Below are 24,466 nucleotides of genomic sequence, written 5' to 3' on the forward strand. Positions count from 1 at the left end.
CACCGGAGGGGGAGACGATGAAGCACCCGCGGCGCCTGTTCGCAGGCTTGGCCGCGCTCGTGCTGGCGGGGACGTCCGGAGTGGTCGCCGTACGCCTCCAGCAAGGCGGCACGGTTCCTGGCGGCAGCGCGGTCGCGGTCAAGGCCACGGCGACGCCCGGTCAGCTGACCGACGCGCAGAAGGCGGAGCGGAAGGCCGCGGTCGACGCGATCCTGGCCAAGCGGTCCGCTGCGGTGCTGAAGGGTGACCTGAAGGGCTTCCTCGCGGCCGTCGACGCGAAGCAGCCAGAGCTGGTCGCGCGGCAGCAGATGCTGTTCACGAACCTGCGCAAGTTCAAGTTCACCAGCTTGAAGTACTTCGTCGACGACGAGCGGCGATCGCCGGAGCTGATGGCCAAGTACGGCGCGGCCGTGTTCTCGACCCGCTTGATGATGCGCTACCAGCTGGCCGGCTTGGACCGCAGCCCGGTGCAGACCGACCTGGGCTACGCGTTCGTACCGCGCGGCGGCGCCTGGGTGCTGGTCGAGGACGGCGCGATCGACGAGGCGCTGAGCCCGGACGGCCACCGGCAGCCCTGGGACTTCCGGGAGATCGCGGTGATCCGGCGCGGCCGGGTGCTGGTCGTCGTCGACAAGGGCGAGCAGGCGCTCGGCGAGAAGATCGCGCGGGTGTCGCAGGGCGCGGTCGACGGCGTACGGCGGCACTGGAAGCGCTCCTGGGACGGCGCCGTGATGGTGGTCGCGATGTCGGAGCCGCGGGTGATGGCGACGCTGTGGAAGTCGGGCAGCAACTCCGGCTGGACGATCGCGGCGAAGGCGGTCTCGCTGTACGACGGTGATCCGTGGAAGCAGAAGTCGGTGCCGCCGGTGAGCAGCCGGATCGTGGTCAACCCCGACGTCCGCAAGAAGCTGGCCGAGGACCTGCTGGTGCACGAGATGACGCACGTCGCGACGCTGCAGTTGGGGGTTCGGACACCGATCTGGCTGGTCGAAGGGATCGCCGAGTACGTCCGGTGCGCGTCGATCGAGGACGATCCGCAGTGGTCGGTCGACCCGTACCGCAGGACGGTCCGGACCAAGTACCTGCCGTCGATGAAGGTGTTGCCGGACCGGGCCCAGTTCGATGCCGCCGGGGACCGGTCGTACGGCCAGAGCTGGTGGATCACGTCGTACCTGGTCGACGAGTTGGGGGAGAAGGGCGTGGCCGACCTCTACACAGACCTCGCCCAGCACAACACCACCCAGGCCCGCTACCTGGCCATCGTCAAGAAACACACCGGCAAAACCCCCGCCCAGCTGGTAGCCGCCGCCAAGAGGTTCAAGGGTTGAGCTCAGCGGGTCCCTGTGACCACGAGCATTTCGCAGGGTCCGGCGAAGCCGTCGGGGCCTTCGAACTGGGCTAGCTGGTCGGTGATCTCCTGCCAGGCTGCGGCTCGGCCGGATTCGTCGAGGCCGGACAGCATCTGGTGGAGGGCGCCGAAGGACTCGCGTTCGAACCGGACGCAGTCGGCGGCGGTGGGCACCCGGACCGGCGACGGGACGACGTCCACGGTGATGTCCTGGAACCCGGCCGTGCTGAAGGTCTGTTCGGCGACGCCCGGGCTGCCCAGGCTGAACGGACCAGGCTGGCCGGGCGCCGGCGGCGGGAGCTCGGCCCGGCGGCGGATGATGCCGACCGGAATCGAGAAGAAGCCGTTGCGGTCCGGTGTCGAGTAGACCACCGCGGAGAACTTCCCACCTGGTCGAAGCGCCCGATGGATGCCGCGCAGAGCAGCCTGCTGGTCCGGGAAGTAGATCAGGCCGACCCGAGAGATGGCGGCGTCGAAGCTGCCCTCGTCGAGCCCGGACAGGTCCTCGCCGTCCGCCTCGAGGGTTTCGACCGTCTCCAGGCCGGCTTCGGCAGCCTGCCGGTCGGCGTACCCGAGGATGGCCGGCGAGATGTCGGTCGCGAGTACCCGGCCGGTCGGCCCGGCCAGCCGTGCCGCGGCGAGCGTCTGCCCACCGGCCCCGGCGGCCACGTCCAGCACGCGTGCGCCGGCGTCGACACCGGCAGCGTGGAGCATGGCCGAGGTGGCGTCGCCGAGCCAGTCCTCGATCGTCGGGCCCCAGCGATGCCAGGCCTCCGCGGCGTCTTCCCACTGCGCGCGGGTGGTCTGCTTGTAGACCCTCGGGTCGAATGTGACGGTCATTGGTCCCCTCCTGTGGTGAGGGTCCCAGCGCATCAGCCGAGCGGTACGACGTACTAGTACTGGTTCTGGACCTGTCTGGTACACATCCTGGACCGGGGCGCACAATGAGCCATGCGAGACTACGGCCAGTACTGTCCGGTGGCCCTGGCGAGCGAGGTGCTGGCCGATCGCTGGACGCCCCTGATCGTGCGTGAGCTCGTGCTCGGGAGCCGGCGGTTCAACGACATCGACCGCGGTCTGCCCGGCATTTCCCGCACCTTGCTCAAACAGCGCCTGAATCACCTGGAACGGAAGGGCGTGCTCGAGCTGATCCCGGTCGCCCGCGGTCACGAGTACCAGCTCACCCCGGCGGGTCGTGACCTCGAGAGCGTGATCATGTCGTTCGGGGAGTGGGCGGTGCGCTGGATGTTCAGCGAGCCACAGCCCCGGGAGGTCGATCCGGTCACCCTGACGTGGTGGATGTCGCGACGGGTCGATTTCGAGAAGCTGCCCCGGCAGCGGGTCACCGTGGAGTTCGAGTACCGCGGCGACGATCCGACCCGGATCTGGTTGATCCTCGACCGGCTGGAGGCCTCGGTGTGCACCGACCACCCCGGGTTCGACTCGGACGTCGTCGTCACCACGGAGCCGGTCGGCCTGATGCGCGTCTTCTCCGGCATCGTCAGCCTGGCCCAGGCCACGATGGACGGGACGGTGACCCTGACCGGCCCGCCACGGCTCCTCAAGGCGCTTCCGACCTGGTTCCTCTGGAGCCCCTTCGCCCCGGCGGTCCGGGAACGCATCGGCTGACCAAGCTGCTGGGGGCCGGAGCGGGCTTCCGGCTCCACACCGACCCCCAGCGGTTCTAGGTGAGGCTGGCGACGCCCTTGGGCAGGAATCGGGTCCCGTTGGTCTTTTCCGCGAGGCCGGTGCGGTCCAGGTACGGGGTGATGCCGCCGAGGTGGAAGGGCCAGCCGGCGCCGAGCAGGAGGCAGAGGTCGATGTCCTGAGCCTCGGCGACCACGCCCTCGTCGAGCATGATCCGGATCTCCTCGGCCAGGGCGGTGAGGACTCGGGTGCGGAGCTCCTCAGGGGTGGACGGCTTGTCGCCGACGGTGACCAGTTCCGCGACCTCCGGGTCCACGACCGGCTTGCCCTCCGGCCAGACGTAGAACGAGCTCTTGCCTGCGGCAACGACCTTGGCCAGGTTCGCCGAGACCGCGAACCGGTCCGCGTACGCCCGGTTCATCGTCTCCGCCACGTGCAGCGCGACCGGCAGCCCGACCAGCTGCAGCAGCACGAACGGCGGCATCGGCAGCCCCAGCGCGGACAGCGCCTTGTCGGCCTCCGGGATCGGCGTCCCCTCGTCGACCGCCGCGCTGACCTCGCCCAGGAACCGGGTCAGCAACCGGTTCACCACGAACGCCGGCGCGTCCTTCACCAGCACGCACGACTTCTTCAGCGTCTTGCCGACCGCGAACGCGGTGGCCAGCGTCGCGTCGTCGGTCTGGTCCGCCCGGATGATCTCCAGCAGCGGCAGCACCGCGACCGGGTTGAAGAAGTGGAACCCGACCACGCGCTCCGGGTGCTCCAGGTCCGCGGCCATGTCGGTGACCGACAGCGAGGAGGTGTTGGTCGCGAGTACGGCGTCCGGCCGCACGACCTTCTCCAGCTCCGCGAAGATCGTCTTCTTCAGCTGCAGTTCCTCGAACACGGCCTCGATCACGAAGTCCGCGTCCGCGAACACCGCCCGGTCGACCGAGCCGGTGACCAGCGCCTTCAGCTGGTTCGCCTTGTCCGGCCGGATCCGGCCCTTGCCGAGCAGCTTGTCGATCTCGCCGTGCACGTACCCGACCCCGCGGTCCACCCGCTCCTGGTCCAGGTCCGTGAGGACGACGGGAACCTCGAGCCGCCGGACGAACAGCAGCGCCAACTGGCCCGCCATCAGGCCGGCGCCGACGACACCGACCTTCGTGACCGGCCGGGCGAGCGACTTGTCCGGCGCACCGGCCGGCCGCTTGGCCCGCTTGTTCACCAGGTCGAACGCGTAGAGCCCGCTGCGCAGCTCCTCGCTCATGATGAGGTCGGCCAGCGCCTCGTCCTCGGCGGCGAACCCGCGGTCGCGGTCGTTGTCCTTTGCTGCGGTGATCAGCTCCAGCGCCCGGTACGGCGCCGGCGCCGCACCGCTCACCTTGAGGTCGGCGAACGCCTTGCCCCGGGCAACCGCCGCGTCCCACGCGTCACCACGGTCGATCTCCGCCCGCTCGACCGTGACCTCGCCGGTGAGCACCTTGCTCGCCCAGATCAGCGACTGCTCGAGGAAGTCGGCCGAGTCCAGCAGTACGTCGCCGATGCCGAGCTTCACCGCCTCCGGCCCGCTGAGCATCTTGTTCTGGTTCAGCGCGTTCTCGACGACGACCTTGACCGCGTGGTCCGCGCCGATCAGGTTCGGCAGCAGGAAGTTGCCGCCCCAGCCCGGGATCAGGCCGAGGAAGACCTCCGGCGTCGACAACATCCCGGCGGCCACCGAGACGGTCCGGTAGGTCGCGTGCAGGGCGACCTCGAGGCCGCCGCCCAGCGCGACGCCGTTCACGAACGCGAACGACGGCTTGCCGCCGTCGACCAGCTTGCGCATCACGCCGTGCCCGATCCGGCCCAGGTTGAGCGCCTGCTCCCGGTCGGTCAGCTTCGGCACCCCGGTCAGGTCGGCGCCGGCGGCCAGGATGAACGGCTTGCCGGTGACCCCGATCGCGACGACCTCGTCGCGCGCCAGGGCCGCGTCGATCGCGGTGTTGAGCGAGGCCAGGCCCTTCGGGCCGAACGTGTTCGGCTTGGTGTGGTCGTGCCCGTTGTCCAGCGTGATCAGCGCCATCGTGCCGGCCTTGTTCGGCAGTACGACGTCCCGCGAGTGCGCGAGCGTGACCACCTCGTCGGTCTCGATCGCGACCGCTTCGTCGATCAGATCCTGCAGAGTCACGCGACGTTCCCTTCCCAGTTCGGGTTCTCCCAGATGACCGTTCCGCCCATGCCGAGGCCGACGCACATGGTGGTCAGGCCGTAGCGGACCTCGGGGCGCTGCTCGAACTGCTTGGCCAGCTGGTTCATCAGCCGGACGCCGGACGACGCGAGCGGGTGGCCGTACGCGATCGCGCCGCCGTACGGGTTGACCCGCGGGTCGTCGTCGGCGATGCCGTAGTGCTCCAGGAACGCCAGCACCTGGACGGCGAACGCCTCGTTCACCTCGAAGGCCTCGATGTCGTCGATCGTCAACCCGGCCAGCTTGAGCGCCTTCTCGGTCGCCGGGACCGGGCCGACCCCCATCACCTCGGGCTCGACGCCGGCGAAGCCGTAGGACACCAGCTTCATCTTCGGGGTCAGCCCGAGCTCCGCGGCGGCCTCGGCGGAGGCCAGCACGCAGGCGGTGGCGCCGTCGTTGATCCCGGCCGAGTTGCCGGCCGTGACCCGGCCGTGCGGGCGGAACGGCGTCTTCAGGCCGGCCAGGTCCTCGGCCGTCGTACCAGGACGCATCGGCTCGTCGGTGCCGGCGTAGCCCCAGCCCTGCTCGGCCGAGCGGGTCGCGATCGCGACGAGGTCGGGCTGGATCAGGTCGTTGGCGTAAGCCTTGGCCGCCTTCTCCTGCGAGGCCACGGCGAACGCGTCCGCGCGCTGCTTGGTGATGGCCGGGAACCGGTCGTGCAGGTTCTCCGCGGTCGACCCCATCACCAGGGCCGAGGTGTCGACCAGCTTCTCGGAGACGATCCGCGGGTTCGGGTCGACGCCCTCGCCCATCGGGTGCCGGCCCATGTGCTCGACCCCGCCGGCCACGACCACGTCGTACGCGCCGAACGCGATCCCGGCGGCGGTGGTGGTGACGGCGGTCATCGCGCCGGCGCACATCCGGTCGATCGCGTAGCCGGGCGTGGTGTTCGGCAGGCCGGCCAGCAGGGCCGCGGTCCGGCCGATGGTCAGGCCCTGGTCGCCGATCTGGGTGGTGGCCGCGATCGCGACCTCGTCCACCCGCTCCGGCGGGAGCTCCGGGTTCCGCCGCAGCAGCTCCCGGATGCACTTGATCACCAGGTCGTCGGCGCGCGTCTCGGCGTACTGGCCCTTGGCCTTGCCGAACGGGGTGCGAACGCCGTCGACGAACACGACATCGCGGATCTCACGGGGCACGAGGGCCCTCCTCTGGGGGGTCGGGAAAGCTACTCAGATGCTACCCGTGGGTAACAGAACTGCCCAACCACCCCGCGCTGTGCGGCTGCTCACAAACCACAACCGTGTGGTCACGCTGGCCGTAACCCGTGGCGAAGACCGGCGATTCGGCGCATGCTGGTGGCAGGTAGCTATGGGGAGTCGGACATGAACAACCTTGATCTCGCCGTACCGGTCCTGAGCCGGGGCAAGCACCGCAATCCACGCAAAGGCGCCTGCTTCATGGAGTTCGCCTCCTACCTGGCCGGCGAGCCGTGGTCGGACCACCCGGCCTGCACGCACGCGCTGCTGGCAGGTGTGGCGCGTGACGTCAACGACTGCACGACCGACGCCGGCCGGTCCCGGCTGGCGCCACTGATCCCGTCCGTGATCGGGCTGACGCCGGACGACCCGCACGTCGTACCGCGGGTGACGGCGGTCTGCATCCAGCACGCCTTGCCGATCGTGTCGCAGGAGCGCCAGTACATCCTCGCGGTCGCGCTGCTCGTGGGGGAGCGGCACCTGGCCGCGCTGGACGGACGGCCGCTTGACGACCTCGAGCCCGCCTCGCAGGCGGCGCTGGAGTCGGTCCCCGCCGCGACCAAGTGGGCGCGGTCCTTCACTTCCCGGGCCCACCGGGGTACGCCGGACTTCGCGAAGCGGACCGCTCCACGCGCCGTGTCGTGCGCGGTGGAGGGGATCTCACAGGCCTGCGTGCCGGACCCGGACGACCGGCTGTACAAGCTGCTCACGTCGGCGATCGACGAGTGCAAGGCCTGGATGCCGAAGCCGGCACCAGCACCAGCGCCGGTCCAGCCACCCACGCTGGTCCCCGAAGAAGCCGCCCGCTGACGCACCCCTCCGGTTGGCTGACCCACCAGAGTGCGGGTTGGCCACCCGGATTCCGGTGGGCCAACCCCCAGCGGGGTGGGCCGGCCCACCAGAGGGAGCGTCCCCAGTAGGCTTCACTGTGTGACGTTGGAGATCGATACCGGTACGGGGTTGATGCCAGTCCACGAGTGGAATCCCGAGGGTGACGGACCCGGGGTGCTGCTCCTGCAGGAGATCTTCGGGGTCTCCGGCTACATCAGGCAGCGGGCCGCGGACCTGGCCGCCCTCGGGTACTACGTCGTCGCGCCGGAGATCTACTGGCGGCTGGACGACACCGAGCTGGACGAGTCCGCGCCGGATCTGCTGGAGAAGGCGATGGCGCTGCTCGGCCGGCTCGACTGGGACCTCGCCGTCTCGGACGCGGTCGCGGCGCTGGAGTACCTGCGTGGCCGCGACGCCGGCACCGGGATCGTCGGGTTCTGCTTCGGCGGCGGGCTCGGCTTCAACGTGGCCGCGGCGTCACCGCCCGACGTGCTCGTCAGCTACTACGGCTCGGCGTTGCCGCAGCTGCTGGAGCTGGCCCCCAAGGTGACCGCCCCGAGCCTGCACCACTTCGGTGACGCCGACACCTACCTGAACGCCGACGACGTGATCCCGGCGCTCGGCGATGTCGAGATCCACCGCTACCCGGGCGCCGGTCACGCGTTCGACAACCCGATGCCCGCTTTCCACCATGCCGAGGCCTCCGAGCTGGCGTGGCGGCGTACTGTCGCGTTCCTGTCCCGTGAACTTCCTACCTCCCAAGGATCCTGATGAGCCTGTACGACATCCCGCTGACCACCCTCGACGGCGCGGCCACCTCGCTCGGCGACTACAAGGGCAAGGCTGTGCTCGTGGTGAACGTCGCCTCGAAGTGCGGTCTCACCCCGCAGTACGAGGGCCTGGAGAACCTGCAGAAGAAGTACGCGTCCCGCGGGTTCACCGTGCTCGGCGCGCCCTGCAACCAGTTCGGCGGTCAGGAGCCGGGCACGTCGGAAGAGATCTCCACCTTCTGCTCGACGACGTACGGCGTGACGTTCCCGCTGCTCGGCAAGCTCGAGGTCAACGGTGCGGGCCAGCACCCGCTGTACGCCGAGCTCACGCAGACGCCGGACGCCGCCGGCGAGGCCGGTGACATCCAGTGGAACTTCGAGAAGTTCCTGATCAGCCCCGAGGGCACCGTCGCCGCCCGCTTCCGCCCCCGCACCGAGCCGGAGTCCGCGGAGGTCGTCGACGCGATCGAGGCCCAGCTCCCGAACTAGGCCGTGTCCGGCCTAGTCGAGCGGTTTCACCGGAGCTTCTGCTGCCATGGCGTCCGTGATGACTGCGGCTGTGAGGCCGATCTGCCACTCGCGGGCGCCGTGGTCGCGCAGGAACGTGCTGACGACCTCGAGGGTCGGGTCGGACGGCGGGGCCCAGGCCAGGCGGCGGATCGTGTCCGGCGCCATCAGGTTCTCGGTCGGGAGGCGGTGAGCCTCGGCGATCTCGCCGACCGCGGACCGCGCTGCCGAGAGGCGAGCCGCCGCGTCCGGGTCCCGGTCGGCCCAGGCGCGGGCCGGCGGCGGGCCGTCGTACCGGGGTCCCTGCTTCGGGAGCTGGGACTCGGGCAGCCGCCGCGCGTGGTCGATGGCCTCCCACCAGGTCCGCATGTGCCGGTGCGCGCCGCGGCCCTTGAACGCGGTCAGCCGCTGCAGCGTGTCCCGGTCGGCCGGCATCGCCGACGCGGCCTCGACGATCGCGGCGTCCGGCAGGATCCGGCCAGGGGAGATGTCCGCGGACTCCGCGATCTGGTCGCGGGCCTCCCACAGGGCGCGTACGACGGCCAGACTCCGGCGATTGCGGACCCGGTGCATCCCCGACGTCCGGCGCCACGGATCCGGCTTGGGCTCGCGCGGGGGAGCGGACAGGATCGCGGCGAACTCCTGCTCGGCCCACTCCCACTTGCCCTCGCGGCGCAGCTCGGTCTCGATCGCGTTCCGCAGCTCGATCAGCATCTCGACGTCGAGCGCGGCGTAGATCAGCCACGGGCCGGGCAGCGGGCGGGTCGACCAGTCGGCTGCCGAGTGCTCCTTGCGCATCCGGTAGCCGAGCACCTCGCTGACGAGCGAGGCGAGACCGACCTTCGGGTACCCGAGCAGGCGGCCGGCCAGCTCGGTGTCGAACACCTTCCGCGGCACCATCCCGACCTCGGCCAGACAGGCCAGGTCCTGGTTCGCGGCGTGGATGATCCACTCCGCGTCGACGATTGCGTCACCGAGCGTGGACAGGTCGCCGAACGGGATCGGGTCGACCAGGGCCGAGCCGGCGCCTTCACGGCGCAGCTGGACCAGGTACGCGCGGTGCGAGTACCTGTAACCGGAGGCGCGCTCGGCGTCGACGGCAACCGGGCCGGCCCCGGACCGGAACGCCTCGACCACCTCGGTCAGCGCGGGGTCGGTGTCGACGACCTCGGAGAGGCCGTCACGCAGTTCGAGCAGTGGCAGGTGCGCGGTCGGGTCGTCCGGTAGAGGCGACTGCTGGGTCTCGGCTGGGCTCATCGGCCCCGCTGTCCACGCCGGGTCGGCATCGCCACCACCCCCGGCGGCACTGGCGGCAGCCCGGCCGCCGTGCAGAGCACCTCACCCCATGCCTCTGCGTGCCTGGTCACGTCCACGCTGCCGGTGCCACCAGGTCCCGGCACGGGACTCCAGGACGCGCGGATCTCGATCTCCGCCGTCGCGTCGTCGTCGGCCATCCCGCCGAAGCTTTCCGATACCACCCTGGTGACGGTACCGCTTGGGGCCAGGAAGTCGGCACCCCGGTCGGTCAGCGCCTCCATCAGCCAGGTCCAGCCCACGCCGCCGAGCAGCGCGTCGGTCACCATCTCCGGCTCGACGGCCGCACGCACGTACGCGACACAGCGGAAGGTCGACTGCCAGGCGTCGTTCCCGTCCGGGTCGTAGAGGATGACGAGCCGGCCGGTGGCGACGTCGTCGCCGTCGACCGTCACGTCGGCGCTGACCGCGGCCGCATGCGGTGCGATCCGCTGCGGCGCGGGCATCTCCTCGACGAATACCTCGGGCCGGAACCGGGCACTGCGCAGTTGCGACACTGCCTCGGCGAACTCCGCGGGTGGCGCGTCGACCTGCTTGCGGGCACCCATGCTTGGCAGCCTACGACTGATTACTCACCGACGCTGGTCTCGACGCGCCGGTAACGGCCCGCGACGGCCGCTCACAAACGGATTTCCGGGCGTGGGATCATCGCTGTGTGCCCCTGACACCACCTGCTGCTTCACGCAGCGCGACCGTGCGCTCTCCCTTCCTCCTGGCGGCCCGGGGTGAACCCGGCCCGCACACGCCGGTGTGGTTCATGCGGCAGGCCGGACGTTCGCTGCCGGAGTACCGGGCGGTCCGCGAGGGCACCACGATGCTCGAGTCCTGCATGCGGCCCGACCTCGTCGTCGAGATAACGCTGCAGCCGGTACGCCGTTACGGCGTCGACGCGGCCATCTTCTACTCCGACATCGTGCTACCGCTGAAGGCGGTCGGCTTCGACATCGAGATCAAGCCGGGCGTAGGCCCGGTCGTGGCCGACCCGGTCCGGGACGCGGCCGGCCTGGAGGCGGTCCGTCCGGTCACCGACGCCGATGTGCCGTTCACCACGGACTCGGTGAAGCAACTGGTGGCGGAGCTGGGCGGTACGCCCCTGATCGGGTTCGCGGGCGCTCCGTTCACGGTGGCGTCGTACCTGGTCGAGGGTGGGCCGAGCAAGGACCACGCGAAGACGAAGGCGCTGATGCACAGCGACCCGGCGCTCTGGCACGCGCTTGCGGACCGGCTGGCCGACGTGGCGATCGCGTACCTGTCGGTGCAGGTCGAGGCCGGTGCGTCCGCGATCCAGCTGTTCGACTCGTGGGCGGGCGGGCTGTCGCCGCGGGACTACGAGCAGTTCGTGGCCCCGCACTCCGCGAAGATCTTCGAGGCGCTCGCGCCGTACGGCGTGCCCCGGATCCACTTCGGCGTGAACACCGGCGAGTTGCTCGGCCACATGAGCGAGGTCGGCGCGGACGTTGTCGGCGTCGACTGGCGAGTGCCGCTGGACGAGGCGGTACGGCGGATCCAGGCGGCCGGACTGCGGTCGAAGCCGGTACAGGGCAACCTGGACCCGGCGCTGCTGTTCGCCGGCTGGGACGCCCTGGAGCCCGAGATCGACCGGATCCTCGCGGAGGGCAAGGCGGCGCCCGGTCACATCTTCAACCTCGGCCACGGGGTGCCGCCGGACGCCGATCCCGAGGTGCTGCACCGGATCGTCCGCTACGTCCAGACGAAGTCGGTCCATGTACCTGCCTGATCACGACGTCACCCTCGAACTCCTCTCCGAAGCCCACGCGGAGGCGCTGCTCGCCTTCGAGCGGGAGAACCGGGCCTACTTCGCGGCGTCGATCCAGGACCGTGGGGACGCCTTCTTCGAGGAGTTCGGGGCGCGGCATGCGGCGCTGCTGGCCGAGCAGGAGGCGGGCATCTGCCAGTTCCACGTGCTCGTCGACGGCTCCGGTGCGGTGGTCGGTCGGCTGAACCTCTACGACCTCGAGAACGGCTCGGCCGAGCTCGGCTACCGGATCGCGGAGAAGGCCGCCGGTAAGGGGCTCGCCACGGCCGCGGTCCGGGCCGTCGCCGGGCTCGCCGCGTCGGACTACGGGCTCACCACCCTGCGAGCCGGGACGAACGTCACGAACGTCGCCTCGCAAACCGTGCTGACGCGAGCCGGCTTCCGCCAGGTCAGTGCGGTCGGGGACCAGAAGACGTACGAGTTGACGCTGGAGGACCGGTGAGCGAGCGCAGCGAGCGAACAGTTGGTAGAGCAGTTGTCGCTCACGCCGGAACCGAGCGCAGCGAGGTGGAGGCGTGAGTTCGGTGGTCGTGGTCGGCGGCGGGATCAGCGGGCTGGCCGCGGCTCACGCGCTGGCGACCGGCCCGAATCCGCCCCGGATCACCGTCCTGGAGGGCTCGCCCCGGCTCGGCGGCAAGCTGGCCGGCGCCGAGCTCGAAGGCGTCCCGGTCGACCTGGGCGCCGAATCGGTGCTGGCCCGGCGGCCGGAGGCGGTCGACCTGATCAAGGCGGTCGGCCTTGTCGGCGACCTGGTGCACCCGGCGACCACGTCGGCCGGGCTGTGGATCGGTGACCGGATCCGGGCGATCCCGCCGACTGTCATGGGCGTCCCCGTCGATCCGGCCGCGACTGCCGACGTACTGGGTGCCTCGGCCTCCGAGCAGGTCGCGCACGAGGCGGAGCTGCCCGCGCCCGCGTTGACCGAGGACGTCGCGATCGGGCGGTTCGTCGCGGAGCGGATGGGCTCCGCGGTGACGGACAAGCTGATCGACCCGCTGCTCGGCGGTGTGTACGCCGGCCGTGCGGAGGAGATCTCGCTGGCGGCCGCCGTACCCGACCTGTACGCCAAGCTGCAGACCGCGCCCAGCCTGCTCGCGGCGACTGCTGAGCTGCGGGAGGCTGGCCAGAAGCGGGCCGGTCAGCCCGTGTTCGCGGGCATCGTGGGTGGGATCAACCAGCTGATCTCCGCGCTGGAGCAGGATCTGACCGCCCGGGGCGTCCAGATCAGGCGTCAGCTGGCGGTACGGCGGATCTCGCGCACCGCCGAGGGGTTCGAGCTGGAGGCCGGGCCGGTGCCGGCGCCGACGCTGCTGGATGCGGACGCGGTGATCGTCGCCGTACCGGCGTCGCCCGCAGCCCGGATGCTGGCCGAGCTGGTGCCTGCCGCGTCGGCCGAGTTGGCGGCGATCGAGTACGCCAGCATGGCGATCGTGACGCTGGCCGTGCGTAAGCGGGACTGGCCGGCGGATGCGACCGGCTCCGGCTTCCTGGTGCCATCGGTGGAGGGGCGGACGATCAAGGCGTCGACGTACTCGCACGCGAAGTGGCAGTGGTCGAGTGAAGCCGGGGGAGAGCTGGCGGTACTCCGCGCCTCGGTCGGGCGGCTGGGGGAGGAGTACGTGCTGCAGCGGTCCGATGAGGAGCTGGTGGCGCTGGCCGTTGCGGACCTGCAGCGCGCAATGGGGTTGCAGACGCCGGTAGTGGGCTCACTGGTGACCAGGTGGGGTGGTGGCCTGCCGCAGTACGCCGTGGGGCACTTGGACCGCGTGGACCGTGTCGAGACGGCTGTGGCCGGGGAGCCCGGATTGGCTGTGTGCGGAGCGGCGTACCGGGGTGTGGGAATCGCCGCCTGCGTGGCGTCGGGCAGCAAGGCAGCCACCCGGGTGCAGGGATATTTAGGCACATTGGAGACAATGGCTCCGTGACGGAGAAGCCGAAGGCGCGTGAGCTGAACAATGTGATCCGGTACACCATGTGGTCGGTCTTCAAAGTGGAGACGCCGCTGGGCGACGTGGACCGGGACGAGTTGACCGCCGAGCTGTCGGACCTGATCGGGAAGCTGTCGGCCGACGACGTGGTGATCCGTGGGATCTACGACGTCGAGGGGTTCCGGGCGGACGCGGACTTCATGATCTGGTGGCACGCGCCGACGTCGGACGCCCTGCAGAAGGCGTACCACGCGCTGCGCCGGTCCCGGCTCGGGCGGCACCTGGCGCCGATCTGGTCGCAGCTCGCGCTGCACCGTCCGGCCGAGTTCAACAAGAGCCACATCCCGGCGTTCCTGGCCGACGAGGAGCCGCGGGCGTACGTGTGCGTGTACCCGTTCGTGCGGTCCTACGAGTGGTACCTGCTGCCGGACGAAGAGCGGCGGGCGATGCTGGCCGAGCACGGCAAGATGGCCCGCGGGTACCCCGACGTCCGGGCGAACACGGTCGCCTCGTTCGCGCTCGGCGACTACGAGTGGATGCTGGCGTTCGAGGCCGACGAGCTGCACCGGATGGTCGACCTGATGCGCGACCTGCGCGCCTCCACGGCCCGCCGGCACGTACGCGAGGAAGTGCCGTTCTACACCGGCAAGCGGACCGAACTCGGCGAGCTGGTCGCCAACCTGGCCTGACGCCGATGCACCGTAAGGCGTTTCCGGTGCTGTACGTCTCCAACGTGCGCCGGTCGGTCGAGTTCTACACGCTGCTCGGCTACGAACCGACGTACCAGTTCCCGCTCGAGGGCGACCCGCACTACGTCGGCCTCGAGCGCGGCGACTCCTCGCTGGGCCTGTCCGACGCCAACTGGCCGGAGGCTCAACTCGGCATCACCGTCGGTACGGCGCCGCGCTTCGAGCTCTTCGTGTACGTCGACGACGTCGACGCCGAGGTGGAAACCTTCCGAACCGCCGGTCACGCCGTCCTGCAGGAGCCGGCCACCATGCCGTGGGGCGAACGCCAGGCCTACATCGCCGACCCCGAAGGCAACCCGGTCGCCCTCGCGACCCCGATCTAGCTTCCGGGCCGCTGCAGCAGGTAGTCCTCCGCGCGCATCGAGGTCGGCTCCTTCACGTCCTCCGGGAGCAACTCGCGCAGGTCGCGCTCGGTGAGGCTGTCCGGGTCGCGCTCGGACAGCCGGGTCGCCTGGTTGGCGATGGCCTCCTCGAGCACGTTCCGGATGAACCGACCGTTGCCGAAGTTGTGGCCGCGCGGCGCGGGCGGGATGACCTGCCGGACCACGTCCAGCACGTCGTCGGTGTAGAGCATGCCGCGCTGCCGGGCCTGCAGCTCGAAGATGGCGACCAACTGGTCGTTGTCGTACTCGCTGAACGACAGCAGCTTCGGGAACCGTGAGGCCAGGCCGGTGTTGGACTCCATGAAGCGCTGCATCTCGCGGTGGTACCCGGCGACGATCACGACGCACTCGTCGCGGTGGTCCTCCATCAGCTTCAGGATGGTGGCGACCGCCTCCAGGCCGAAGTCACCAGGGCTGTTCTCCGGGACCAGCGTGTAGGCCTCGTCGACGAACAGCACGCCGCCGAGCGCCTCCCGGAACTTGCCCGCGGTCAGTGGCGCGGTGGTGCCGACAGTGGATCCGACCAGGTCGGAGCGGTCGACCTCGACCACGTGGCCCTTCTCGAGTACGCCGAGCTGGCTGTAGATCCGGCCGACCAGCCGGGCGATCGTGGTCTTCGCGGTACCGGGCTTGCCGACGAACACCATGTGCCGTGCGCGCTCGTGACTCGGCAGCCCGAGCTCCTTGCGGCGCAGGTTGGTCTTGATCTCGGCCACCATCCGGCGGACGGCTTCCTTGATCGACTCCAGCCCGATCAGCGAGTCCAGCTCGGCGAGCGGGTTCTCACTGAAGTCGACCGGCTTCGGCAGTGCCCGCTCCGAGGACTCCGGCGCTGCGGACTCCCGCGTGTCGACCCGGGCCAGCGGGACCACCTTGGCGAGCGGCTCGGGCTTGGCGGCAGGCCGGCGCTCACGGTCGAGGACCCGGAAGAACGCGTCCAGGTCCGGGAGCTGCGGCTCCGGCCACGGCGCGTCCGCGAGGACGCCGGACAGATGCATCGACACCCGGGTGGCCGCGGCGGCCCAGGACCGCGCGAGCACCCGCTGATCACCGCGCACGGCGCGGGCCAGCCACTCGGTGTTGGCGGCCACCCACGCCTGCGGGTCGAAGCCGCTCCGGATCTCGGAGAGCGCCTTCTCCACGTCCTGAGCTGCGGGGCCAAGGATCTGAGCGACGGCCGGCGGAAGTCCGCCCAGACGGGCGCTCAGGATCAATGGGGACAACAATTGGGCGAAGTCGCCGGTCTCCGTGTCCGGCATCGCCATCAGCAGCTTGGCATGCGCGTCCCGAAGCGAGTTGACCGAGTACCGCAAGGCCGCCGACGAGCCGGACAGCTCCGGCAGCACCAAGCGCTCGGCTTCGGTGAGCGCGGAGGTCCGCCAGAACTGCAGGATCGTCTCGTAGTCGGCGGTGGCGTGCATCCGGGTGTTCTCGCGGTCGGCCAGCACCCGGTCGAGCGCAGCGGTCAGAGCCCGGGCGCGGACCGCCATCGGCGGTGCGTCGACGAACAGGCCGACCACGTCCCGAGTCAGCTTCAGTGCTTGCCGTCGGCCCTCTTCACGGAAGCCCCGGACGCCCGACACGACCTGCAGGGGCCAGTCGGTGGCGCCGTACCGGACCACGTATCCGGCGCCGCCGATGCGGTACGTCGGCCGGTAGAAGTCGCGGGCCAGCTCGGTGCCGATGTCGGCGTACTCGCCGTGCAGCACCGGGATCCACCCGGTCAGCAGCGGCGCCACCTGGTGGGTGAACCACACCGGCGCAGGCGTGCCGCTCACGAACCCCGGGAACGCGTCCGCCCGCAGCGGCCGCAGTGTGCTCGGATCGTCGCCCCAGGCCCGCAACTGCCGCCGTACCCGTGCCACCCACTCGGCCGGCACCTCCCAGGCCTCATCGGCGGCGAGTACGTCGAGAACCCGTCGCCCGCGGGTGTCGTCAGCCACTCAAAACCCTTTCACCCGTCCCGGCACCTGGCTGGCCGAGTCTAGTCCGTCACCGGCCGATCACCGGGGTCAGGCGGGCCCGCGAATGATCACCCCTGCCTTTGCGAAGGCGTACCTGGTGTTCACGTGTTGGACCTTGGCCGGGACCGGTGCCGGTGTGAGAATCCGGCCATGTCTGCCCAGTACCGATCACGGCGCCGCCTGGGCGCCCTCGTGGTCACCTCAACTCTCGTCTTCGCCGGTACGGCGGTCGCCATCGTGGCCGCGCCTGCGGACGCTGCCTCGTCCACCGTGGTCATCACCGAGGTGTACGGCGGTGGCGGCAACACCGGAGCGCCGTACACCAACGACTTCATCGAGCTGACCAACAACAGCTCCTCGCCGGTCGACCTGACCGGCTGGTCGGTCCAGTACGCCTCCGCCGCCGGCACCACCTGGGCAGTCACCCAGCTCACCGGCAGCCTCGCTCCGGGCGCCGCGTACCTGGTCCAGGAGGGCGCGGGCGCAGGCAACGGCCAGCCGATGCCGACCCCCGACGCGACCGGCAACATCGCGATGTCCGCGTCGTCGGGCAAGGTCGCCCTGGTCTCGGCGACCACTGCGCTGGCGTGTGGCGCGACCTGCTCGACCGCGGCCGGTGTGGTCGACTTCGTCGGCTACGGCACGGCCAACGACTTCGAGACCACCGCGGCGCCGGGGCTGTCCAACACGACGTCGGCGACCCGCAAGGTCCCGACCACGGACGCGGACAACAACGGCACCGAGTTCGCCGCGGTCAACCCGTCGCCGAAGACGCTGACCTCGACGCCGCCGGACCCGAACCCGATCGACGCCAAGATCCACGACATCCAGGGTTCTGCCCACCTGTCGCCGCTGAACGGCAAGCTGGTCGGCAACGTCACCGGCGTGGTCACCGCGAAGAGCGGCAACGGCTTCTGGTTCCAGGACCCGCAGCCCGACGCCGACCCGGCCACCAGCGAGGGCCTGTTCGTCTTCACCAGCTCCGCGCCGACCGTGAACGTCGGCGACGCGGTGACGGTCAAGGGCACGGTCGCCGAGTTCCGCCCCGGCGGCTCGGGTGGCACCGACAACCTGACCACCACCGAGCTCACCAACCCGACGATCACCGTCACCGGCACCGCCGTGGTGCCGGCCCCGACGATCGTCGGCCCGGGCGGCCGGGTGCCGCCGTCGACCGTGATCGACGACGACTCCAACGGCGACGTCGAGACCACGGGCACGTTCGAGCCGGCGACCGACGGCATCGACTTCTGGGAGTCGCTGGAAGGCATGTGGCTGGGCATCGACCAGCCGCAGGTCACTGGCCCGACCAGCTCCTTCCGTGAGCTGTCCGTCGTACCGGCGGGTTCGTCGGTGCGGACCGTCCGCGGCGGCATCGTGCTGCAGAAGGCCGACAGCAACCCTGAGCGGGTGCTGCTCGACGACGTGCTGACGCCGATCCCGGACGCGAAGACCGGGGACAAGCTGGCCGGGGTCGTGAGCGGGGTCCTGGACTACTCGTTCGGGAACTTCAAGTTCCTGCCGACGCAGACCCCGACCGTCGTGGCCGGTGGCGTGACGCGTGAGACGACCAAGGCGTCCTCGCCGCTGCAGGTCTCGGTGGCGACGTTCAACGTGGAGAACCTGGACCCGTCCGACGGTGCGGCCAAGTTCGACGGGCTCGCCCAGGCAGTCGTGCGGAACCTCGCGTCGCCGGACATCATCGGCCTGGAGGAGGTGCAGGACAACGACGGCGCCACGAACTCCGGTACGACGGCCGCCAACGTGACCCTGGACACCCTTGCGGCCGCGATCGTGAAGGCCGGCGGCCCGGAGTACGCGTGGCGGCAGATCGACCCGGTGAACAACGCCGAGGGCGGCGAGCCGGGCGGCAACATCCGGGTCGCGTTCCTGTACCGGACGGACAAGCCGGTCAAGTTCGTCGACCGGCCCGGCGGCGGCTCGACGGTCGCGACCACGATCGTCACCGACCGGTTCGGCCGGCCGCACCTGAGCTCCTCGCCCGGTCGCGTCGACCCGGCGAACCCGGCCTGGGCGGCCGCCCGGGTCCCGCTGGCCGGTGAGTTCACCTGGCACGGGCAGAGCCTGTTCGTGGTGGTCAACCACTTCAGCTCCAAGGGCGGCGACGACCCGCTCTGGGGCCGGACCCAGCCGCCGGTGCAGGTGACCGCGGCCAAGCGGCACCAGCAGGCCGAGTCGGTGCGCGGGTTCGTGGACCAGCTCCTGGCCAAGGACACGGGCGCCAACGTCATCGTGCTCGGCGACATCAACGACTTCGACTTCTCCGAGACCACCGACATCCTGGTCGGCTCCGGGAAGACGGCGCTGATCGACCTGCCGCGGACGCTGCCGCTGCCGGAGCGCTACAGCTACGTGTTCGAGGGCAACAGCCAGATCCTGGACCAGATCCTGATCTCGCAGAACCTCAAGCCGGCCTCGTCGTACGACATCGTGCACATGAACGCGGAGTTCCCGGACCAGATCAGCGACCACGACCCGCAGGTGGCCCGGGTCGTGCCGCTGCCGTCCTGGGTGCGCTGACGGGACGCTTACGTATCGGTGCCCGGACAAGGTTTTCCTTGCCCGGGCACCGATACTGGGGTCGTGACAGATGACACCAAGCAGTACGCCGTACAGAAGTCCGAGGCGGAGTGGAAGGCGCAGCTGACGCCCGCCGAGTTCCACGTACTGCGCAAGGCCGGCACCGAGCGGCCGTTCACCGGCGAGTACACCGACACCAAGACGGTCGGCGTGTACAAGTGCCGGGCGTGTGACGCGGAGCTGTTCCGGAGTGAGACCAAGTTCGACTCGCACTGCGGCTGGCCGTCGTTCTTCGCGCCGCTGGCCGAGGACCGGGTGCAGTACATCGAGGACAGCACCCTCGGGATGAAGCGGGTCGAGGTCCGCTGCGCGAACTGCGGATCCCACCTGGGCCATGTCTTCGAAGGCGAGGGCTACGGCACCCCGACCGACCTGCGCTACTGCATCAACAGCATCAGCCTGACCCTGCAGCCCGCCTGACCGTCAGGCGTCCGGAGTGGTCAGTGCGACCAGGCGGTAGACCTCGAGGGGTTCTGTCTTGCCTTTGAGGTCCAGGCAGCCCAGCGACTCGGTGACTGCATCGGGGAGCAGGGCCTTGGTGGCGGGGCCGATGGCCACGCCACCGCCTGGGGCCTTGCCCTCGATCCGGGAGGCGACGTTGACGGTGTCGCCGATGACCGTGTGGGTGCGGCCGCCCTCGGTTCCGAGCAGGCTGACCGAGGCGACGCCGCTGTTGATGCCGACCCGGAATCGCGGCCATTGCGGGTGCGCCATCTGGACGGCGGTCGCCGCCTCCTGAAGCGCCAGCCCGGCTGCAGCCGCCCGCTCCGCGTGGTCCGGCTGGTCACCACGTTTGTTGAAGGTGACCATCAACGCGTCGCCGATGATCCGGTCGACGTCGCCGCCATGTCGTCGTACCACTGGAGGTACGACGACCTGGAAGTACGTGTTCAGCATCGCGGTGACCTCGGACGGGTCGTGGTGCTCGGAGAAGGTCGTGAACCCCTGCAGGTCGGCGAACAGCACGCTCAGCTCGCGCCGCCCGGACACGGTGTCCTCGACGTACAGGTCCGCGAACCGCTCCTCGTGCCACTGGATCCGGACGCCGAGCACGACCAGGATGAACGCGGCGAGCATCAGCACGTGCCACTCCCACCACGACAGCGCCCAGTTCCGCGCGAACACCAGTGCCACCATCGCCTCGGCCAGCAGGACGAACGCCGCGACCATCGACAGCAGCATCAGCGACGGCCGTTCCCACCAGGTCCGCAGATACCGCGCGGCCGCGATCGCGTAGAGCAGGATGGCCGGTACGGCGAGTGCGGCGAGGATGCCGTCCGCAGCCTCCGGTACGGCGGTCTCGTGCAGCGGAGGCAACCGCAGTACCGAGGCCAGCGCCCACAACGCCATCAGCGTCAACAACCCAGCCCGGAGCCAACGCCCCCACCGCACTGCCGAGACGACCCGATCGCCGGAGAAGTTCAAGCTCGACAACAACGCGAACACCGAGGCCAGCGCCACGCCGACCGGAGTCGCGAGCGTGAAGCCGGCATTGGGGGTGTCGAGCAGCACCTTCGGCGTCGCCAGGGCATGCAGCGCCAGGAACCCGGCCGCCGACAGGAACGCCAGCGAGACCAGCAGCACGCGCGGATCGCCACGCTGTACTGCAGCCGCGCCGGTTCCGTACGCGAGTACGGCGCTCAGCACCGCCGTCGCCAGCACCAGCCAAAAGTGCGCCGGGTGGTGCTGCCAGTGCACGTCCAGGTGTGGTTGCCGCAGCAGCAGGAACAGCCCTGCCAACGGGAGGAGCAACGCCAGGGCCGTCAGGACGACCATTGCCGGCGTGTAGACGAACCGCCGTTCAGGCATCGGCAGTGACCTTCAGATGGGTGTGGACCTGCGACACGACCACCGAACCCTCGCCGACCGCCGACGCGACCCGCTTGACCGACCCACAGCGCACGTCGCCGATCGCGAACAGGCCCGGCAGCGTGGTCTCGTACGGCTGTGGCGGCCGCGACTCGTTCCACTGCGGATCCGCCGCGGCGTCCGACCCGGACAGCACGAACCCGCGCGCGTCCCGGCCGACCTTGTCCGGCAACCAGTCGGTGCCGGGCACAGCGCCGATCATCACGAACAGCCCGTTGACCGGCAGCGACTCCTCGTCGCCGTTCCGCCGGTCGAGCAGAGTGATGTGCTCGAGCCGCCCGTCGCCGCCGCCACCGACGACCTCGCTGTTCGCCCGTAGGGTCACGTTGGGCGCGGCATCGATCTCGTCGATCAGGTACTGCGACATGCTCGCCGACAGATCGGGGCCACGGATCACCAGCGTCACGTGCCGGCAGTACCGGGCCAGGTGCAGGACAGCCTGTCCCGCCGAGTTCCCGCCACCGACCACGCAGGCGTCGAGCCCCTGCAGACCATGGGCCTCCGACACGCTGGCGCCGTAGTAAACGCCGTTGCCCATCAGGTCCTCGAGCGAGGGGACATCCAGCCGCCGGTACGAGACTCCGGTTGCCAGCACGACCGCGCGGGCCGTCACCTCACCCACGTCACCGATGACCGCGCGGAAGTGGTCGTCCTCCTTCTCCAGCGAGACGATCGACCGCATCAGCACGAAGTGCGCGCCGAACACCCACGCCTGCTGATACCCGCGCTGCGCGAGCTCCGAGCCCCGGATGCCGCGCGAGAAGCCCAGGTAGTTCCGGATCAGCGAACTCGTCCCTGCCTGCCCGCCGATGGACTCCCGTTCCACCACGAGCGTCCGCAAGCCCTCCGACGACGCGTACACCGCCGCAGCCAGACCGCCCGGACCAGCCCCGATCACCAGCAGGTCGAAGGCGTTCTCACCGTCGGCCAGCGTCGTCGGCACACCCCAGGCTTCGGCGATCTCCGCATCGGTCGGATCGTGCAGTACGGCGCCGCCGACTGCAGGCATCCACACCAGTACACCCTCACCGGGGTCCGGCTCGCCGATCCACTGCAGCGCTGCCTCGGCCAGCGCCGAACCGCTGACCCGGAACGCGCTTGGAATCCCGTTGCGCGCGAGCAGACTGCGGATCGCCTGACCGCGGACGGAGTGGTCGGAAGCGATGACCACCACCTCGCGGAGGTTGGCGACCTCGTACCGCGACCACTCCTGGATGAACTCCGCCACCGTCCGGTGGAACAGCTCGTCCCGCTCGATCCACGGTTTCAGCACGTAGTAGTTGATGTCGCCGACCGACATCGCGGCCAGGATCGCCGCCGCCGTCGACCGGTCCGCCCACGAACCCCACTCGACCAACAACGCCCGCCGCGCGTCCGGATGCAACGTCCGCGACAAGTCGAAGATCGCGGCCCGCTCGGCGTCGGCGAGCACATGGTCGACCAGTACGACGGCTACTCGCTGCTCCAGTTCGTGCGCGAGCCGCAGGGTGTCAGCCGCCGCGGTCGCGGTCAGCTCGCCGCGCACGCGGAAGTCCACGCCGAACGCGCGCTCGAGCTCTGTCTCACTTCGTTCCAGCCGCATCGGATCGGCGTCGACGACCAGTAGCAATGGCCGTGCCTCGCGCAGGCTGGACCTGTCCCCGGGTTCCCCTCCCATGCTTGCGACGGTAGGTCGGCCGCCACCGATGGGCAATGGAGAAAGCGATTGTTCGCCGGTCCTGTCCGCCCCAGTGGGACAGGACCGGCGAAGATTCAGACGCTGCTCAACCCGTCAGTTGACGCTGACCGCGGACCACGCGGCGGCGACGACTGCGCGCTCGGTGCTGCTCGCGCCGTACAGGTCGGTGGCCGCGTTCAGCGTTGCGGTCCGGGCCTGTGCGTACGTGGTCCCCGTGGTCATGTACGTGGTCAGCGCGCGGTACCAGATCTTGCCGACCTTGTCCCGGCCGATGCCGGAGACGGTCGAGCCGTTGCAGGTCGGGGAGTTGTGCTGCAGACCACCGATCACCTTGGCGCCGCTGCCCTCGGAGGCGAGGTAGGCGAAGTGGTTCGCCACGCCCGAGGAGTAGTGCACGTCGAGGTTGCCGACGCCGGAGGAGTAGCAGTCGACCGAGTTCCCGTCCTTGCTCGGCTTGTCCATGTACCGCAGGGCCGGCCGGTCCTTCATGATCTCCTCACCGATGTAGTAGTCACCCGGGTCGGAGGCGTTGTTGGAGTAGAACTCGACGAAGGTGCCGAAGATGTCGCTGGTCGCCTCGTTCAGGCCGCCGGACTCACCGGAGTAGGTGAGGTTCGCGGTCGCCGTGGTGACGCCGTGGGACATCTCGTGACCGGCCACGTCGATCGAGACCAGCGGACCGGCCACGACGCCGTCGCCGTCGCCGTACGTCATCTGCTTGCCGTCCCAGAACGCGTTGACGTAGTTGTTGCCGTAGTGCACGCGGCTCGGGACGCCCTTGCCGTTGTTGAAGATGCCGTTCCGGCCGTGCTGGGTCTTGTAGTAGTCCCAGGTGGTCGCGGCGCCGTAGTGCGCGTCGACCGCGGCGGTCTGCCGGTTGGTGTTCGCGCCGGTGCCCCAGTGGTTGTCGGCGTCGGTGAACCGGGTCGGCACCGGGCAGCCGAAGCCGAACAGCTGGCACAGGATCGAGTCGGTCTTGTTGTTCGCGTCCGCGGTGTAGCCGTTGCCGCGGGTCGGGTCGGTCAGCGTGAACCCGCCGGTGGCTGGCGTGCTCTCGATCGGCACGGTCCCGCTGTACAGGCTCTGACCGTCGCCGGAGGCGGTGTGGATGTGCTGCTCGGAGACCAGCTTCGCCCCGGTCAGCGCGTCGATCGTGGTCGTCACGTGGCTCGGCGTACCGTCCGCCTGGGTCCCGCCCGTGGCGACGAGGTAGGCCAGTCGCGGCGCGCCCTTGCGTGCCTCGATTACCAGCGTGGGCTTGCCCTCGGCCTTCTGGCCGCGGGTCAGCGCCTTGGTGGTGGCGCTGGCGACGCTGATCTTCGGCGTCCGGCTCACGTCGGCGCTGCGGCTCAGGGTCAGGCTGGCGCCCTTGAAGGCGCCGTCCGCGGCCTGGTGCACGACGACGTCGCCACCGAGCACCTTCAGCCCGCCGATGGTGCGGTCCATCCGGACGTGGCTGGAGCCGTCGGCGTCCACGATGACGTCCCGGACGACGAACGCGTCGGCGCCGGTGGCCTTCAGTACGGCGAGATGGTCGCCGATCGCGGCCTTGGCCCGGGCGACGGCCGCGCTGGGGCTCGGGGCGGGGTCTGCCGTCGGCGCACCGGTGGCGGTGGTGGCGCTGGTCAGTCCGAGGGCGGTAGTGGTCGCCACTGCGGTGGCAGCGGCGAACAGGGCGGATCTGTTCATCCTCGC

General features: G+C 70.1%; 21 protein-coding genes. 12 read left to right on the forward strand and 9 right to left on the reverse strand.

Translation table 11 applies throughout. The features are described 5' to 3' along the window. Window positions 1-17 precede the first annotated feature (17 nt). Complete coding sequence (locus ACIBL3_RS09160; protein WP_396352743.1) at window positions 18-1,328, forward strand: peptidase MA family metallohydrolase; 1,311 nt, start codon at window positions 18-20, stop codon at window positions 1,326-1,328. 2 nt (window positions 1,329-1,330) lie between these two features. On the opposite strand, the gene ACIBL3_RS09165 is transcribed toward ACIBL3_RS09160, so the two are convergent. Then, window positions 1,331-2,188 carry a class I SAM-dependent methyltransferase gene (locus tag ACIBL3_RS09165; RefSeq protein WP_396352744.1) on the reverse strand — a complete coding sequence of 286 codons (858 nt, stop codon included), beginning with the start codon at window positions 2,186-2,188 and terminating at the stop codon, window positions 1,331-1,333. A gap of 111 nt (window positions 2,189-2,299) precedes the next feature. Here ACIBL3_RS09165 and ACIBL3_RS09170 point away from each other — a divergent pair, with 111 nt between their 5' ends. Then, window positions 2,300-2,977, forward strand: coding sequence for a winged helix-turn-helix transcriptional regulator (locus ACIBL3_RS09170; protein WP_396352745.1), 678 nt, complete (start codon window positions 2,300-2,302; stop codon window positions 2,975-2,977). Between the two features lie 55 nt (window positions 2,978-3,032). On the opposite strand, the gene ACIBL3_RS09175 is transcribed toward ACIBL3_RS09170, so the two are convergent. Next, window positions 3,033-5,144: a 3-hydroxyacyl-CoA dehydrogenase NAD-binding domain-containing protein gene (locus ACIBL3_RS09175; protein ID WP_396352746.1), complete on the reverse strand. Its 2,112-nt coding sequence runs from the start codon at window positions 5,142-5,144 to the stop codon at window positions 3,033-3,035. Next, window positions 5,141-6,340 (reverse strand): thiolase family protein, encoded by a 1,200-nt coding sequence (locus ACIBL3_RS09180; RefSeq protein ID WP_396352747.1) that lies wholly within the window; start codon window positions 6,338-6,340, stop codon window positions 5,141-5,143. Before ACIBL3_RS09180 ends, ACIBL3_RS09175 begins: the two co-directional genes overlap by 4 nt. Window positions 6,341-6,526: 186 nt before the next feature. On the opposite strand from ACIBL3_RS09180, the gene ACIBL3_RS09185 reads away from it, so the two are divergent. The 3 genes from ACIBL3_RS09185 (at window position 6,527) to ACIBL3_RS09195 (ending at window position 8,490) form a co-directional block, all read left to right on the forward strand. Next, window positions 6,527-7,210 carry a hypothetical protein gene (locus ACIBL3_RS09185; RefSeq protein WP_396352748.1) on the forward strand — a complete coding sequence of 228 codons (684 nt, stop codon included), beginning with the start codon at window positions 6,527-6,529 and terminating at the stop codon, window positions 7,208-7,210. Window positions 7,211-7,330: 120 nt separating this feature from the next. Continuing rightward, window positions 7,331-8,002 carry a dienelactone hydrolase family protein gene (locus ACIBL3_RS09190; protein ID WP_396352749.1) on the forward strand — a complete coding sequence of 224 codons (672 nt, stop codon included), beginning with the start codon at window positions 7,331-7,333 and terminating at the stop codon, window positions 8,000-8,002. After that, window positions 8,002-8,490, forward strand: a complete 489-nt coding sequence (locus tag ACIBL3_RS09195) for a glutathione peroxidase (protein WP_396352750.1) — start codon at window positions 8,002-8,004, stop codon at window positions 8,488-8,490. The genes ACIBL3_RS09190 and ACIBL3_RS09195 overlap by 1 nt, the downstream gene beginning before the upstream one ends. A 12-nt stretch (window positions 8,491-8,502) precedes the next feature. Here the strand turns inward: ACIBL3_RS09195 and ACIBL3_RS09200 are convergent, their stop codons facing one another. After that, window positions 8,503-9,765 (reverse strand): ribonuclease D, encoded by a 1,263-nt coding sequence (locus ACIBL3_RS09200; protein WP_396352751.1) that lies wholly within the window; start codon window positions 9,763-9,765, stop codon window positions 8,503-8,505. Beyond that, window positions 9,762-10,370, reverse strand: a complete 609-nt coding sequence (locus ACIBL3_RS09205; protein ID WP_396352752.1) for a DUF3000 domain-containing protein — start codon at window positions 10,368-10,370, stop codon at window positions 9,762-9,764. The genes ACIBL3_RS09200 and ACIBL3_RS09205 overlap by 4 nt, the downstream gene beginning before the upstream one ends. A 146-nt stretch (window positions 10,371-10,516) precedes the next feature. On the opposite strand from ACIBL3_RS09205, the gene hemE reads away from it, so the two are divergent. The 5 genes from hemE (at window position 10,517) to ACIBL3_RS09230 (ending at window position 14,599) form a co-directional block, all read left to right on the forward strand. Further along, a complete protein-coding gene (gene hemE, locus ACIBL3_RS09210; RefSeq protein ID WP_396352753.1) occupies window positions 10,517-11,560 on the forward strand; it encodes a uroporphyrinogen decarboxylase in 1,044 nt (347 codons plus the stop codon). Next, the gene (locus ACIBL3_RS09215) at window positions 11,547-12,041 is read left to right on the forward strand and encodes a GNAT family N-acetyltransferase (protein ID WP_396352754.1); all 495 of its coding nucleotides are present in this window, start codon (window positions 11,547-11,549) and stop codon (window positions 12,039-12,041) included. Before hemE ends, ACIBL3_RS09215 begins: the two co-directional genes overlap by 14 nt. 73 nt (window positions 12,042-12,114) lie before the next feature. Beyond that, complete coding sequence (hemG, locus tag ACIBL3_RS09220) at window positions 12,115-13,524, forward strand: protoporphyrinogen oxidase (protein ID WP_396352755.1); 1,410 nt, start codon at window positions 12,115-12,117, stop codon at window positions 13,522-13,524. Then, window positions 13,521-14,216 (forward strand): hydrogen peroxide-dependent heme synthase, encoded by a 696-nt coding sequence (gene hemQ, locus ACIBL3_RS09225; RefSeq protein ID WP_396352756.1) that lies wholly within the window; start codon window positions 13,521-13,523, stop codon window positions 14,214-14,216. Before hemG ends, hemQ begins: the two co-directional genes overlap by 4 nt. Before the next feature lie 5 nt (window positions 14,217-14,221). Beyond that, window positions 14,222-14,599 (forward strand): VOC family protein, encoded by a 378-nt coding sequence (locus ACIBL3_RS09230; RefSeq protein ID WP_396352757.1) that lies wholly within the window; start codon window positions 14,222-14,224, stop codon window positions 14,597-14,599. Here ACIBL3_RS09230 and ACIBL3_RS09235 read toward each other — a convergent pair. Beyond that, entirely contained in the window at window positions 14,596-16,602 is a 2,007-nt protein-coding gene (locus tag ACIBL3_RS09235; RefSeq protein ID WP_396352758.1) for an AAA family ATPase, read from the reverse strand. The genes ACIBL3_RS09230 and ACIBL3_RS09235 overlap by 4 nt on opposite strands. Before the next feature lie 171 nt (window positions 16,603-16,773). On the opposite strand from ACIBL3_RS09235, the gene ACIBL3_RS09240 reads away from it, so the two are divergent. Together ACIBL3_RS09240 and msrB are read left to right on the forward strand one after the other, a co-directional pair. Beyond that, a complete protein-coding gene (locus ACIBL3_RS09240; protein ID WP_396352759.1) occupies window positions 16,774-19,164 on the forward strand; it encodes a lamin tail domain-containing protein in 2,391 nt (796 codons plus the stop codon). A 63-nt stretch (window positions 19,165-19,227) separates the two neighbouring features. Continuing rightward, window positions 19,228-19,644 (forward strand): peptide-methionine (R)-S-oxide reductase MsrB, encoded by a 417-nt coding sequence (msrB, locus tag ACIBL3_RS09245; protein ID WP_360536101.1) that lies wholly within the window; start codon window positions 19,228-19,230, stop codon window positions 19,642-19,644. 3 nt (window positions 19,645-19,647) lie between these two features. On the opposite strand, the gene ACIBL3_RS09250 is transcribed toward msrB, so the two are convergent. The 3 genes from ACIBL3_RS09250 to ACIBL3_RS09260 form a co-directional block, all read right to left on the reverse strand. Continuing rightward, the gene (locus tag ACIBL3_RS09250) at window positions 19,648-21,033 is read right to left on the reverse strand and encodes an adenylate/guanylate cyclase domain-containing protein (RefSeq protein WP_396352760.1); all 1,386 of its coding nucleotides are present in this window, start codon (window positions 21,031-21,033) and stop codon (window positions 19,648-19,650) included. Next, window positions 21,026-22,750: an FAD-dependent oxidoreductase gene (locus ACIBL3_RS09255; RefSeq protein WP_396352761.1), complete on the reverse strand. Its 1,725-nt coding sequence runs from the start codon at window positions 22,748-22,750 to the stop codon at window positions 21,026-21,028. The genes ACIBL3_RS09250 and ACIBL3_RS09255 overlap by 8 nt, the downstream gene beginning before the upstream one ends. 114 nt (window positions 22,751-22,864) lie before the next feature. Next, a complete protein-coding gene (locus tag ACIBL3_RS09260; RefSeq protein WP_396352762.1) occupies window positions 22,865-24,460 on the reverse strand; it encodes a M4 family metallopeptidase in 1,596 nt (531 codons plus the stop codon). Window positions 24,461-24,466: the final 6 nt, after the last annotated feature.

The sequence above is a fragment of the Kribbella sp. NPDC050124 genome, assembly GCF_044460355.1.
GTDB lineage: Bacteria > Actinomycetota > Actinomycetes > Propionibacteriales > Kribbellaceae > Kribbella.

What these genes read in the sequence shown, in the direction of transcription:
- ACIBL3_RS09160 (WP_396352743.1), top strand. Translation starts at nt 18, where the DNA reads ATGAAGCACCCGCGGCGCCTGTTCGCAGGCTTGGCCGCGCTCGTGCTG.
- ACIBL3_RS09165 (WP_396352744.1), bottom strand. Translation starts at nt 2,188, where the DNA reads ATGACCGTCACATTCGACCCGAGGGTCTACAAGCAGACCACCCGCGCG.
- ACIBL3_RS09170 (WP_396352745.1), top strand. Translation starts at nt 2,300, where the DNA reads ATGCGAGACTACGGCCAGTACTGTCCGGTGGCCCTGGCGAGCGAGGTG.
- ACIBL3_RS09185 (WP_396352748.1), top strand. Translation starts at nt 6,527, where the DNA reads ATGAACAACCTTGATCTCGCCGTACCGGTCCTGAGCCGGGGCAAGCAC.
- ACIBL3_RS09195 (WP_396352750.1), top strand. Translation starts at nt 8,002, where the DNA reads ATGAGCCTGTACGACATCCCGCTGACCACCCTCGACGGCGCGGCCACC.
- ACIBL3_RS09200 (WP_396352751.1), bottom strand. Translation starts at nt 9,765, where the DNA reads ATGAGCCCAGCCGAGACCCAGCAGTCGCCTCTACCGGACGACCCGACC.
- ACIBL3_RS09205 (WP_396352752.1), bottom strand. Translation starts at nt 10,370, where the DNA reads ATGGGTGCCCGCAAGCAGGTCGACGCGCCACCCGCGGAGTTCGCCGAG.
- ACIBL3_RS09215 (WP_396352754.1), top strand. Translation starts at nt 11,547, where the DNA reads ATGTACCTGCCTGATCACGACGTCACCCTCGAACTCCTCTCCGAAGCC.
- ACIBL3_RS09230 (WP_396352757.1), top strand. Translation starts at nt 14,222, where the DNA reads ATGCACCGTAAGGCGTTTCCGGTGCTGTACGTCTCCAACGTGCGCCGG.
- ACIBL3_RS09240 (WP_396352759.1), top strand. Translation starts at nt 16,774, where the DNA reads ATGTCTGCCCAGTACCGATCACGGCGCCGCCTGGGCGCCCTCGTGGTC.
- ACIBL3_RS09250 (WP_396352760.1), bottom strand. Translation starts at nt 21,033, where the DNA reads ATGCCTGAACGGCGGTTCGTCTACACGCCGGCAATGGTCGTCCTGACG.
- ACIBL3_RS09255 (WP_396352761.1), bottom strand. Translation starts at nt 22,750, where the DNA reads ATGGGAGGGGAACCCGGGGACAGGTCCAGCCTGCGCGAGGCACGGCCA.
- ACIBL3_RS09260 (WP_396352762.1), bottom strand. Translation starts at nt 24,460, where the DNA reads ATGAACAGATCCGCCCTGTTCGCCGCTGCCACCGCAGTGGCGACCACT.